This window comes from Agrococcus sp. KRD186 (assembly GCF_017168255.1).
Lineage (GTDB): Bacteria > Actinomycetota > Actinomycetes > Actinomycetales > Microbacteriaceae > Agrococcus.
On record NZ_JABFAP010000001.1, the window covers coordinates 1,228,938 to 1,241,879 of the forward strand.

At 72.3% G+C, this 12,942-nt stretch carries 9 protein-coding genes; 5 read left to right on the top strand and 4 right to left on the bottom strand.

Annotation, left to right across the window (positions count from 1 at the left end):
- Positions 1-161: 161 nt before the first annotated feature.
- Both J1M46_RS05915 and J1M46_RS05920 read left to right on the top strand, forming a co-directional pair.
- A complete protein-coding gene (locus J1M46_RS05915) occupies positions 162-305 on the top strand; it encodes a hypothetical protein (protein WP_241249035.1) in 144 nt (47 codons plus the stop codon).
- An 8-nt stretch (positions 306-313) separates the two neighbouring features.
- Positions 314-868 (top strand): hypothetical protein, encoded by a 555-nt coding sequence (locus J1M46_RS05920; protein WP_206446978.1) that lies wholly within the window; start codon positions 314-316, stop codon positions 866-868.
- Positions 869-941: 73 nt separating this feature from the next.
- Here J1M46_RS05920 and J1M46_RS05925 read toward each other — a convergent pair whose 3' ends face one another.
- The 3 genes from J1M46_RS05925 to J1M46_RS05935 form a co-directional block, all read right to left on the bottom strand.
- Complete coding sequence (locus tag J1M46_RS05925) at positions 942-1,304, bottom strand: DUF4440 domain-containing protein (RefSeq protein ID WP_206446979.1); 363 nt, start codon at positions 1,302-1,304, stop codon at positions 942-944.
- Entirely contained in the window at positions 1,301-2,569 is a 1,269-nt protein-coding gene (gene mnmA, locus J1M46_RS05930) for a tRNA methyl transferase PRC-barrel domain-containing protein (RefSeq protein WP_206446980.1), read from the bottom strand. The genes J1M46_RS05925 and mnmA overlap by 4 nt, the downstream gene beginning before the upstream one ends.
- Before the next feature lie 191 nt (positions 2,570-2,760).
- A complete protein-coding gene (locus J1M46_RS05935) occupies positions 2,761-3,918 on the bottom strand; it encodes a cysteine desulfurase family protein (protein WP_206446981.1) in 1,158 nt (385 codons plus the stop codon).
- A 20-nt stretch (positions 3,919-3,938) separates the two neighbouring features.
- Between J1M46_RS05935 and glgX the strand changes: the two genes are divergently transcribed.
- On the top strand, positions 3,939-6,107 hold the full coding sequence (glgX, locus tag J1M46_RS05940; protein ID WP_206446982.1) for a glycogen debranching protein GlgX: 2,169 nt from the start codon (positions 3,939-3,941) through the stop codon (positions 6,105-6,107).
- On the opposite strand, the gene glgP is transcribed toward glgX, so the two are convergent.
- Positions 6,092-8,629: an alpha-glucan family phosphorylase gene (gene glgP / locus J1M46_RS05945; protein WP_206446983.1), complete on the bottom strand. Its 2,538-nt coding sequence runs from the start codon at positions 8,627-8,629 to the stop codon at positions 6,092-6,094. The genes glgX and glgP overlap by 16 nt on opposite strands.
- Before the next feature lie 61 nt (positions 8,630-8,690).
- Here glgP and J1M46_RS05950 point away from each other — a divergent pair, with 61 nt between their 5' ends.
- Complete coding sequence (locus tag J1M46_RS05950; RefSeq protein ID WP_446698564.1) at positions 8,691-10,709, top strand: alpha-1,4-glucan--maltose-1-phosphate maltosyltransferase; 2,019 nt, start codon at positions 8,691-8,693, stop codon at positions 10,707-10,709.
- Entirely contained in the window at positions 10,706-12,892 is a 2,187-nt protein-coding gene (gene glgB / locus J1M46_RS05955; RefSeq protein ID WP_206446984.1) for a 1,4-alpha-glucan branching protein GlgB, read from the top strand. Before J1M46_RS05950 ends, glgB begins: the two co-directional genes overlap by 4 nt.
- Positions 12,893-12,942: the final 50 nt, after the last annotated feature.

Sequence of the window (12,942 nt, forward strand, 5' to 3'; positions counted from 1 at the left end):
CGACGACCCACGCGTTCGCCGCATCCGCCCCACATCCCCTGCTCGCATGCGGTGTGGCGAAGCGATCCAATCCGGCCGTCCCGGTGCTCCGAACCCCTGCAGACACCTCGTGCGCCATGGCGGCGCGCAGGCCGGCAACGGCAGCGAGTGAAGGAGGAGTCATGGCACAGTCCACCGCCTGCAACATCCTGGCGCTCACCACCGCCGACCACAGCCTGCACCTCGCCTCGGCCATCGTCCTGCTCGGCAACGGGCTCGCGCTCGCGCTCGACCGCAGCACGAGCGCGCAGCACGCGACGGCGTAGGAGCGATCATGGCTGCGCTGATGCGGATGGCGGGGACCGTCTCGGCGCTCGGGGCGGCACTCATCGCACTCGCGGTGGGCGCCGCTCCCTCTGCCCTCACCGCAGTGCCATGGCTGGCGCTGCCCCTGGTGGCGGCCGGTGTCGGGCAGGGCGTGGTCGCCGTACTGGCGCTGCGCGGACGCCCGCTGCCGGTCGTCGCCGTGCTCGGCCCGCTCGCGCTGCCGACGGTCGCCTGGGTCGCGGCGCTCGCGGCGCTGCCCGGGGCTGCCGCGGTGCTGCCGCTCGGGCCGATGCTCGGCGAGAGCGCGCTCGCGCTCGGGGCGGCCGCACTCCTCGCCCGCCCGCGATCCGGAAGCGGGGACGAGCCTCGCGCCGTGCCCGCGCTGCTGGCCATCGCTGCCTCAGCGACCGTCGTGGCCGCCGTGGCGACCGCGGCGCTGGCCGGCACCGAGGCCGGCCGCTACGCGGTGCCGCACGGCGAGCACGGCGCGGTGCAGCAGGTCGACGAGGGCGATGCCCCGGCGCTCGACGAGTCGCTGCTCGAGCAAGAGGGCCACCACTGAGACGTTCGGCCACCACCGAGCAGTTCAGCCACCACCGAGCACCTCGGCGACCACTGCGCCGTCAGCGAGGGATTCAGGGTCGCAGCGTCTGCTGGTAGAGCGCGAGCCGCCAGCCGCCGCCCTCGCGCACGTAGGTGCTCGCCATGCGAGCGACGAAGTCCTCGCCCTGCTCGCGCCGCGCGACGCCGGTGTAGACGAGCGAGGCGGCGTCATCGCCGAGGGCGAGCAGCCGCGGCTCGACGATCTCGTACGACGCCCACGGCGGGGCATCCGAGAGCGACGCGGCCACCGCATCCCGGTCGAGCACCGAGCCGTCGACGAGCACCATCAGCGCGTCATCGGTCATCGTGCGGCCGTAGAAGTCACCGCCGGTGGCATCGCACAGCGAGCGCCAGCCCGCGTGCTCGAGCGCGAGCAGCTCCTCGAGCAGCGTCACTCGGCACCCCGCATGCCGGCCGCGCGCTCGCCCGGCGTCGCCGACGCATCCGCTGACACCGACGTACCCGCTGACACCGAAGCATCCGCCGTCACGAGCTCGTCAGCGGCGACCGTGCGGTCGATCGTCACCTGCCCGAGCACGCGGGTGCCGAGGTAGAGCACGGCCGACTGGCCGGTCGCGACGCCCGTGAGCGGCTCGACCGCGTCGATGACGAGCTCGTCGCCGACCATGCGCGCGTGGGCGGGCACCGGGTCGGCGTGCGCGCGGATCTGCACCTCGATGTCGAGGCCGTCGGAGAGCCGCGGATGCGGTGCGCCGGCGTGGGAGATGCGGGTGCCGGCCAGGCGCGAGACGGCGAGCGCCTCCTTCGGCCCGACCACGAGCTGACGGGTGGAGGGCTTCACCTCGAGCACGAAGCGCGGGCGGCCGTCGGGCGAGGGCACGCCGAGCGACATGCCGCGGCGCTGGCCGACGGTGTAGCCGTGCACGCCATCGTGGCTGCCGACGACGGCGCCGTCGCGGTCGACGATCTCGCCCGGGTCGGAGCCGAGCCGCTCGGCGAGGAAGCCCCGCGTGTCGCCGTCGGGGATGAAGCAGATGTCGTGGCTGTCGGGCTTCTGCGCCAGCAGGAAACCGCGCTCGGCGGCCTCTGCCCGCACCTCGGCCTTCGTGGGCGTCGAGGCGAGCGGGAACCAGCAGTGCGCGAGCTGCTCGGCGGTGAGCACGCCCAGCACGTAGGACTGGTCCTTGGCCCAGTCGGCGGCGCGGTGGAGCTCGACGCCGGAGCGCTCGACGCCGGAGCGCTCGACGCCGGGCAGCTCGACGCCGGAGCGCTCGACAGCGGGCGGCTCGACGCCCGACTGCGCGTGCTCGACGCGCGCGTAGTGTCCCGTCACGACCCGGTCGAAGCCCAGCCCGATGGCGCGGTCGAGCAGTGCCTCGAACTTGATCTTCTCGTTGCACCGCAGGCACGGGTTCGGGGTGCGGCCGGCGGCGTACTCGTCGACGAAGTCCTGCACCACGTCGGCGTGGAAGCGCTCGGAGAAGTCCCACACGTAGAAGGGGATGCCGAGCTTGTCGGCGACGCGGCGGGCATCCATCGCGTCCTCGACGGTGCAGCACCCGCGACTGCCGGTGCGCAGGGTGCCGGGCATGCGGCTGAGCGCCAGGTGCACGCCGACGACCTCGTGGCCGGCGTCGACGGCGCGCGCCGCGGCGACGGCGGAGTCGACCCCGCCCGACATGGCTGCCAGCACCTTCACGCGCACCTCCTGATCATCGCCGCCATCCAGGGTACCGATCCGCAGCGAGTCGAGCCACGGTGCCGGCGAATGACGAGTCTGTGCACGCGAGTTGCGACATTCGAACAGCAAGTCGTCACTCCCGACAGGCGGGCGCGGCCCGACGGGCGGGTGCGGCCCGACGGGCGGGCGCGGCCCGACAGGCGGGCGCGTCAGAGGGCGCGGGCGCGCTCGATGGCCGCCGGCAGCGCATCGAGCAGCGCATCGACGTCGGCGGCGGTCGTCGTGCGGCCGAGCGACAATCGCAGCGGCGCGACGCCCGTGACCCCGCACGCGCGCACGACGTGGCTCTCGCGCGAGACGCCGGCAGAGCACGCCGAGCCGTTCGAGACGGCGAAGCCGGCCTCGTCGAGCAGGAACTGCAGCGACTCCCCCTGCGCTCCCTCGACGACGAAGTGGGCGATGTGCGGCAGCCGGTCGTCGCTCGCGAGCACCCGCACGCCCGGCAGCGGCGCGACCGCGGTGAGGATCCGCTCGGTCAGCCCGCGCAGCCTCGCCGACTCGGCGTCGAGCTCGGCGAGCGCCTCCTCCGCGGCGAGCGCGAACAGCGACGCACCCAGCGCATCCTGCGTGCCCGAGCGCAGCCCGCGCTGCTGCCCGCCGCCGTGATGCAGCGCCTCGAGCCGCGCGTCGCGCCGCACGACCAGCGCGCCGACGCCGTGCGGTCCGCCGAGCTTGTGGCTCGCGACGCTCATGAGCGACGCCCCCGTCTCGGCGAACCGCAACGGCAGATGCCCGAACGCGCCCACGGCGTCGAGGTGCAGCGGCACGCCCGCGCGCGCCGACGCATCCGCCACCGCACCGATCGGCTGCAGGGAGCCCAGCTCGTTGCTGGCGACCAGCATGGTGGCGACGGCAGCCGCGGCCGACGACGAGGACGAGGCAGCGGATGCGGCGGTGCCGCCGAGCGCATCGGCGAAGGCCCCGTGGTCGGTCACCGCGTGCCCGTCGACGCCGATCCAGCGCAGCTCGGCGCCCTGCCGCTCGAGCCACTCGACCGCGTCGAGGGTCGCGTGGTGCTCGGCGACCGGGACGACGATGGCGCCGCGCCGTCCGGCATCGGCAGCCGCCCACCAGGCGCCCTTCAGCGCGAGGTTGATCGACTCGGTGCCGCCGGAGGTGAAGATGATCTCGGTCGGATGGGCGCCGAGCGTCGCGGCGAGCCGCTCCCGGGCGTCCTCGAGCACGGCGCGGGCACGCTGGCCCTCGCGGTGGGTCGACGCCGGATTGGCGAGCGGCTCGGCCGTCGCGAGCGCCTGCCGCACCGACTCGCGCATGGGGGTGGCGGCGGCGTGATCGAAGAGCCGCATGACCCCATAGCCTAGAGCGCGTGGTGCAGGTGCAGTCTCTGGAGCGTGCCCGCGGGCTCGAGCGCATCGAGGGCGGTCAGCGGCTGACCGTGTGGTCGAAGCACGCCGAGCGCATGGAGCTGCGGCTGTTCGATCCGCACGACCCCGACTGGCTGCTGGACGCCATCCCGATGCAGCGGCGGGGCGACGTCTTCCTCGTCGAGACCGACCGGCTGCCGGCCGGCACGCCCTACGCGCTCGGCGTTGACGGGCCCGAGGGCCCCGGCCACGCCTTCGACTGGACCCGCAACACGCTCCCGCCGCACGCGCGCGGCATCGTGCGCACACCGCACGGCCAGTACCGCGCAACCGTCATCGACGATGCCTTCGACTGGGGCGGCGCGCCCCGGCCCGACATTCCGCTCGACCAGCAGGTGCTCTACGAGGCGCACGTCAAGGGCCTCACGAAGCTCAGCCCGCACATGCCGGCAGAGCTGCGCGGCACCTACGCCGGCCTCGCGCATCCGTCGACGATTCGCTACCTCAAGGATCTGGGCGTCACGACGGTGCAGCTGCTGCCGGTGCACCTGTTCGTCTCCGAGCAGCGGCTCATCCAGCAGGGGCGCGTGAACTACTGGGGCTACAACACGCTCTCGTTCTTCGCCCCGCACGGCGCCTACGCCTCGCGCCGCGCGCAGTTCGACGGCACCGGCGGCGTGCTGCGCGAGTTCAAGGGCATGGTGCGGCTGCTGCACGAGGCGGGCCTCGAGGTCGCGCTCGACGTGGTCTACAACCACACCTCCGAGGAGGGGGCCGGCGGCCCGCCCTCGAGCCTGCGGCTGATCGACAACGCCTCCTACTACCGCGTGCACGGCGACGGCTCGCTGATCGACTGGACCGGCTGCGGCAACACCGTCGACTTCTCACTGCCCGCCGCGCAGGATCTGGTGATCGACTCGCTGACCTACTGGCACCGTGAGATGGGCGTCGACGGCTTCCGCTTCGACCTCGCCCCGGTGCTCGGGCGCGGCGCCGACGGCCGCTTCGACCCCGAGCACCCGCTGCTGCAGCGCATCGTCGCCGAGCCGGGGCTGGCCGACGCGACGATGATCGCCGAGCCCTGGGACCTCGGGCCCGACGGCTGGAAGACCGGCTCCTTCCCGGCCGGCTTCAGCGAGTGGAACGATCGCTTCCGCGACACCGCGCGCGAGTTCTGGCTCAGCGACCTGCGCGCCTTCCGGCACGGCGGCGACGGCTCGACCGGCGTCGGCCCGCTCGCGCACGCCGTCTCGGGCTCGGCCGGGCTCTTCCACAGCCGGCGCGGGCCGCTCGAGAGCGTCAACCTCATCACCGCCCACGACGGCTTCACGCTCACCGACCTGGTGCGCTACGACCACAAGCACAACGAGGCCAACGGCGAGGACAACCGCGACGGCACCGACAGCAACCGCTCCTTCAACCACGGCGTGGAGGGGCGCACCGAGGATGTCGGCGTGCAGCTCGACCGGCGCCGCTCGATGCGCAACCTGCTCGGCACCCTGCTGGTCTCGGCCGGCGTGCCGATGCTCACGATGGGCGACGAGTTCGGCCGTTCGCAGCGCGGCAACAACAACGCCTACTGCCAGGACTCGGCACTGACATGGATGCGGTGGGACCGCAAGGACTGGCAGGAGTCGTTCCTCGCCCAGACCAGGCGCCTGCTGCAGCTGCGCCGCGAGCACCCGGCGCTGCGGCCGCTCTGGTACGGCCAGAGCGCGCAGCGCGTCGCCGGCTCCTCGCACCTGGAGTGGTGCAACGCCGCGGGCGAGCCGATGACCATCGACGACTGGGACCACTCGAACGATCGCACCATGCAGATGCTCGCCGAGTCGACGCCGCTGCACGAGGGCTACTCACGCGTGCTCGTGATCTTCCACGGCTCGCCGCGCGACACGCTCGTCGCCACGCCGCTGCCCGACGGCGCGACCGAGTTCGAGCTGCTGTGGGATTCGGCCGCCGACCACCACGACGACGAACGCATCGCTCCGGGCGCCCGCATCGCCATGCCCGCCATGAGCATGCGCGTCTACGCCGTGCACGGCGTGCCCGTGGCGGGCGAGCCGGCGGCGACGGTCATGGTGCTGCGCACCCCGCCGTCGCCGCCGGTGCCCGAGGAGCCCGCTCCCCAGACGCCGAGTGCGGGCGCCGCGCCCGCTCAGCCCTTGGCGTAGGCGACCAGCCCCAGCTCGGCGTCGGAGGCGAGCATCGGGTGCTTCGGCACCACGCGCACGGTGTAGCCGAAGGTGCCGGCGGCCGGCATCTCGATCGCCGACTCGAAGCGCTGCGCCGTGCCCTCGGCGCCCACCGGCTCGAGCGCGAACCGGCGCGTGTGGCGCAGGTCGCCCTCCTCGGTGATCGTGCCGGCGACCACCTCGACGGTGACATCCGCTGGGCTCAGCGCCCCCAGCTCGACGAAGGCACGCACCCGCACCTCGTCGCCGACGATCGGCGGCACATCGACGCCGTCGACCTCCACGTGCCGCACCTCGACCTGCCCGAACGCGTCGCGCATCCGCCCCGTCCAGACCGCGAAGTCGCGGGCGGCGCGGGCCTCGTCGGCAGCGGCGACCGCCGCAGCCTTCGCCGCCGGCGTGTAGAGCCGGTCGACGTACTCGGCGAGCATGCGCTCGGCCGAGAGCTCGGGGCTCATCGCGGCGAGCGTGTGGCGGATGGAGGCGATCCAGGCCGTCGGCAGCCCGCGCTCGTCGCGGTCGTAGTAGCGCGGCGCCACCTGGTGCTCGATCAGCTCGTAGAGGGCGTTGGCCTCGAAGGCGTCTCGGTCGGCGGCATCCATCTGCTCGTGCGCCGAGGGGATGGCCCAGCCGTTCTTGCCGTCGAAGTACTCCTCCCACCAGCCGTCGAGGATCGACAGGTTGAGCGAGCCGTTGAGCGCCGCCTTCATACCGGAGGTGCCGCACGCCTCGAGCGGCCGCAGCGGGTTGTTGAGCCAGACGTCGCAGCCCGGGTAGAGCGACTTCGCCATCGAGATGTCGTAGTTCTCGAGGAAGACGATGCGGCCGCGCACGTCGGGCTCCTGCGAGAAGCGCACGAGCTCCTGGATGAGCGCCTTGCCCTGCTCGTCGGCGGGATGCGACTTGCCGGCGATGACGAGCTGCACCGGCCGCTCGGGGTGCGTCAGCAGCGACCGCAGCCGGTCGCGGTCGTGCAGCATGAGCGTCAGCCGCTTGTAGGTCGGCACGCGGCGGGCGAAGCCGATCGTCAGCACATCCGGGTCGAGCAGCTCGTCGACCCAGCGCGGCGCCGCGCCCTCGTTGCGCACGTGCTTCACGCGGGTGCGCTCGCGCGCCTCCTGCACGAGCGCCTCGCGCATCTCGCGGCGCACCGACCAGAGCGTCTCGTCGGAGACCGCATCCGACCCCCAGTCGCAGCGCGTCGTGTCGAGCGTGCCGAGCTCGCGCTCGGCCAGGTGCTTCAGGATGGGCGAGGTCCAGGTGGGCGCGTGCACGCCGTTCGTGACCGAGGTGATCGGCACCTCCTCCGAGTCGAAGCCCGGCCAGCGGCTGGCGAACATGCGCCGCGAGACCTTGCCGTGCAGCTTCGAGACGCCGTTGGCGCGCTGCGCGAGCGAGAAGCCCAGCTGCGCCATGTTGAAGATCGCCGGATCCTCCTCGCGGCCGAGCTCGAGCACCCGCGCGACGTCGACGCCGGGCACCAGGTCGCCCGAGAGGTGGCTGTGCACCAGCTCGACGTCGAAGCGGTCGATGCCGGCGGGCACCGGCGTGTGGGTGGTGAAGACGGTGCCGGCGCGCACGACCTGCAGCGCCTCGTCGAAGCCGAGGCCCTCGGCGATCAGCCGCGAGATGCGCTCGATGCCGAGGAAGCCGGCGTGGCCCTCGTTCGAGTGGTACACCGCAGGGGCCGGCGCACCGGTGAGCTCGCTGTAGACCGCGAGCGCGCGCACACCGCCGATGCCCAGCAGCAGCTCCTGCTGCAGGCGCTGCTCGCCGCCGCCGCCGTACAGCCGGTCGGTGACGGTGCGCAGCTCGTCGCTGTTCTCGTGGATGTTCGTGTCCAGCAGCAGCAGCGGCACGCGGCCGATGGTGGCCTGCCAGATGCGCGCGTGCAGCGTGCGGCCGCCGGGCAGCGCGAGCGCGACGGTCGCGTGCGTGCCGTCGGCGCCCCGCAGGATCTTCAGCGGCAGGCCGTCAGGGTCGAGCACCGGGTAGGACTCCTGCTGCCAGCCCTCGCGCGAGATCGCCTGCTTGAAGTAGCCGGCCTGGTAGAACAGGCCGACGCCGACGATCGGCACGCCCAGGTCGCTGGCCGCCTTCAGGTGGTCGCCGGCGAGGATGCCGAGGCCGCCGGAGTACTGCGGCAGCGCGCTCGTGATGCCGAACTCGGGCGAGAAGTAGGCGATCGACTCGGGCACGTCCTCGAGCGACTGGTACCAGCGCGCCTGCGACAGGTAGTCGCCGAGGTCATCGGCGAGCGCGTCGACGCGGGCGACGAAGTCGTCGTCCTCGGCGAGCTGCTCGAGCCGTGCGGTGCCGACCCAGCCGAGCAGCTGCACGGGATCGTGGCCGGTGGCCTGCCAGCCGTCGAGCGAGATCTCGCGGAAGAGCTCGCGGGTGGGCTCGTGCCACGACCAGCGCAGGTTGGCGGCCAGCGCGTCGAGGCGGTCGAGCCGCGCAGGGAGGGAGGTGCGGACGGTGAACCGGCGGATAGCTCTCACACTCCCCGAGCCTAGCGGCGGGCCCTGGCCGCCCGGGCTCGGCACTCGGTAGGTTGAGGGCGTGGCGAAGAAGAGCGAAGCAGTCCCCGTGCAGGTCCTCTCCGGCCGGATCCCGGTGCTCGATCTGCACCCGCAGCAGCCCGGCAACCGATTCCCCGCGAAGGCGGTGGTCGGTGATGTCGTGCCGTTCGAGGCGGCGGCGTTCCGGGAGGGCCACGACCGCATCGGCGTGACCCTCGTGCTGCGCTCCCCCAGCGGCAGCACGACGCGCGTGCCGATGGAGCCCCTGCACGATGGCCTCGACCGCCACCGGGCGCACGCGTTGGTCGACGAGCAGGGCATGTGGACCTGGCACGTCGAGGCCTGGGCCGACGAGTGGGCCACCTGGCACCACAATGCCGAGATCAAGATCGCCGCCGACATCGACGCCGAGCTGATGGCGACCATGGGCGCGCAGCTGCTCGCCAGAGCGGCCCGCGCCGCGACCGGCGCCGACGCCACCCTGCTCGCCGGTGCTGCGAAGGCGCTCGCCAACACGGCCGCGCCGGTGCTGCAGCGCTGGGCATCGGTCAACGACCCCGACATCCTGGGCGCGATCGACCGCCACCGGCCTCGCTCCCTGGTCACCGCATCCGAGACCCTGCAACTGAGGGTCGAGCGCACCCGTGCGGGCGTCGGCGCCTGGTACGAGCTGTTCCCCCGCTCCGAGGGCGCCGTGCAGCGCGCCGACGGCTCCTGGCAGAGCGGCACCTTCGCCACCGCGGCGAAGCGGCTGCCGGCGGTGAAGGCGATGGGCTTCGACGTGCTCTACCTGCCGCCCGTGCACCCGATCGGCGAGGTCAACCGCAAGGGCCCGAACAACACGCTCACGCCGCAGCCTGGCGACCCCGGCAGCCCTTGGGCGATCGGCTCGAAGCACGGCGGCCACGACTCCATCCACCCCGACCTCGGCACCATCGACGACTTCCGCGCGTTCGTGGACCAGGCGGCGGATGCGGGGCTCGAGGTGGCCATGGACCTCGCCCTCCAGGCGGCGCCGGATCACCCGTGGGTGACGACGCACCCGGAGTGGTTCACGACGCTGCCCGACGGCACGATCGCCTTCGCCGAGAACCCGCCGAAGAAGTACCAGGACATCTATCCGGTCAACTTCGACAACGACCCGACAGGGATCGTCGCCGAGGTGCTCCGCATCATCGACCTGTGGGTGGGCTGCGGCGTGCGCATCTTCCGCGTCGACAACCCGCACACCAAGCCGCTGTGGTTCTGGGAGCACGTGATCGGCCAGGTGAACGCGAAGCACGGCGACATCGTCTTCCTCGCCGAGGCCTTCACCCGGCCGGCGATGATGCAGGCGCTCGGCAAGGTGGGCTTCCAGCAGTCGTACACCTACTTCGCGTGGCGCAACACGAAGGCGGAGCTCGAGGAGTACCTGCGCGAGGTCACCGGCGAGCAGGCGGCCTGGTTCAAGCCGGCCTTCTGGGTGAACACCCCAGACATCCTCACCGAGTACCTGCAGTTCGGCGGCGTGCCCGCCTTCAAGGTGCGCGCGGCGATCGCCGCCACCGCGGTGCCCACCTGGGGCATGTACGCCGGCTACGAGCTGATCGAGGATGTCGCCCGGCCCGGCGCCGAGGAGGCCATCGACAACGAGAAGTACGAGTACAGGCCGCGCGATTGGGAGCGCGCCGCTCGCAACGGCACCACCATCGAGCCGTACATCACGCGGCTCAATGAGATCCGCGCCGAGCACCCCGCCATCCGGCAGCTGTGGGCGATGGACATCCACTGGTCCGACGACGACGCCGTGCTGGTCTACTCGAAGCACCTCGACGGCCGCTTCACCGACTCGGGCGAGCCAGACACGATCATCGTGGTCGCCAACGTCGACCCGCACTCCGCCCGGCAGACGACCGTGCACCTCGACCTGACGAAGCTGGGCCTGCGCCCGGGCGAGAGCTTCCAGGCGCACGACCTCATCAGCGGCGAGACGTGGCACTGGAGCGACCACAACTTCGTGCGGCTCGACGCATTCGTCGAGCCCGCGCACGTCATCCACGTGCGACGCTTGGGGGCATGATGCTCGACGAAGCGACCATCCAGCAGCTGGCCGAAGGCGCGCACCCCGCGCCGCACGACGTCCTCGGGGCGCATGCCGACGCATCGGCAGTGCCCGGCACCTCGCACGTCGTGCGCGCCGTCCGCCACCTCGCCGCGGCGGTCACGGTGCTGACCGAGACCGACACCGGTCAGGCCGAGACGCCCATGGAGCACCTCGGGCACGGTCTGTGGCGCGCCGTCGTGACCGGACCCATCCGCCCCTACCGCCTGCTCACCGCCTACGGCGACGACGCCGCGTGGGAGAGCGAGGACCCCTATCGCTTCACGCCCACCCTGGGCGAGCTCGACCTGCACCTGTGGCGCGAGGGACGCCACGAGCAGGCCTGGCAGGTGCTCGGCTCGCGGCTGCGCGAGCACGAGGGCGTGGCCGGGGCCTCGTTCGCCGTCTGGGCGCCGAACGCGCGGGCCGTGCGCATCATCGGCGACTTCAACGACTGGGTGGGCCGCTCGCACCCGATGCGCACCATGGGCGCCTCCGGCGTCTGGGAGCTGTTCGTGCCGGGCGAGCTCGAGCACAGCGCCTACAAGTACGAGATCCTCACCGATCACGGCTGGGTGACGCGCGCCGACCCGATGGCGCGCTACACCGAGGTGCCGCCGGCCACCGCCTCGAAGGTGGGCACCAGCCGCTTCGCCTGGAGCGATGACGACTGGATGCGGTCCCGGGCCGCGAAGGACCCCCACAATTCCCCCATGTCGGTCTACGAGCTGCACTTCGGCTCCTGGCGACCGGGGCTCGGCTACCGGGAGATGGCGGATGCGCTCATCGAGCACCTGGAGACGACCGGCTTCACGCACGTGGAGTTCATGCCGCTCGCCGAGCACCCCTACGGGCCCTCGTGGGGCTACCAGGTGACGGGCTACTTCGCCCCCACCAGCCGCTTCGGCCACCCCGACGACCTGCGCTACCTGATCGACCGGCTGCACCGCGCCGGCTACGGCGTGCTGATGGACTGGGTGCCCGGCCACTTCCCGAAGGACGAGTGGGCGCTCGCGCGCTTCGACGGGCAGGCGCTCTACGAGCACCCCGACCCTCGCCGCGGCGACCAGCCCGACTGGGGCACGCACGTGTTCGACTTCGGCCGGCCGGAGGTGAAGAACTTCCTGGTGGCGAACGCCGTCTACTGGATGGAGGAGTTCCACATCGACGGCCTGCGCGTCGACGCGGTCGCCTCGATGCTCTACCTCGACTACTCCCGCAAGGACGGCGAGTGGCTGCCCAACGTGCACGGCGGTCGCGAAAACCTCGAGGCGATCGCGCTGCTGCAGGAGGTCAACGCCACCGTCTACCGCCGCTGCCCGGGCGTCATCATGATCGCCGAGGAGTCGACCTCCTGGCCGGGCGTGACCAAGCCCACCGACGCATCCGGACTCGGCTTCGGGCTGAAGTGGAACATGGGCTGGATGCACGACACGCTGCAGTACATGGCGGTCGACCCGATGTACCGCTCGCACCATCACGGCGACATCACCTTCTCGTTCCTGTACGCGTTCAGCGAGCAGTTCCTGCTGCCGATCAGCCACGACGAGGTCGTGCACGGCAAGGGCTCGCTGCTGGGCAAGATGCCGGGCGACCAGTGGCAGAAGCTCGCCTCGGTGCGCGCCTATCTGACGTTCATGTGGGCGCACCCCGGCAAGCAGCTGCTGTTCATGGGGCAGGAGTTCGGGCAGCCGAGCGAGTGGAGCGAGGCGCGCGGGCTCGACTGGTGGATCCTCGACCAGCCGGTGCACCGCGGCCTCATGTCGCTCGTCTCGCAGCTCAACCGCGTCTACCGCGACACCGAGGCGCTCTGGCTGCGCGACAACGAGCCTGGCGGCTTCGAGTGGATCGACGGCGGCAACTCCTCCGACAACCTCGTCGCGTTCCTGCGCTGGGGTGCCGACGGCGACCCGGTGGCGGCGATCGTGAACTTCTCGGGCAGGCCCGTCGAGGGCTACCGGATGGGGCTGCCGTTCGCCGGCGAGTGGGAGGAGGTCGTGAACTCCGACGCGCAAGAGTACGGCGGCTCCGGGGTCGGCAACCTCGGCACCGTGCACGCGGCGGCCGAGCCCTGGGGCGGGCGACCCGCGTCGGCGACGCTCACCATCCCGCCGCTGGCGGGCCTGATTCTGAAGCCCCGCGCGGTGGAGCTGAAGGCGTAGGCCCTTTCGGGCCCACGCCGCGACCCCAGCGCCGACGCCCGTCTCGGGCG

What these genes read in the sequence shown, in the direction of transcription:
- J1M46_RS05915 (WP_241249035.1), top strand. Translation starts at nt 162, where the DNA reads ATGGCACAGTCCACCGCCTGCAACATCCTGGCGCTCACCACCGCCGAC.
- J1M46_RS05920 (WP_206446978.1), top strand. Translation starts at nt 314, where the DNA reads ATGGCTGCGCTGATGCGGATGGCGGGGACCGTCTCGGCGCTCGGGGCG.
- J1M46_RS05935 (WP_206446981.1), bottom strand. Translation starts at nt 3,918, where the DNA reads ATGCGGCTCTTCGATCACGCCGCCGCCACCCCCATGCGCGAGTCGGTG.
- glgB (WP_206446984.1), top strand. Translation starts at nt 10,706, where the DNA reads ATGATGCTCGACGAAGCGACCATCCAGCAGCTGGCCGAAGGCGCGCAC.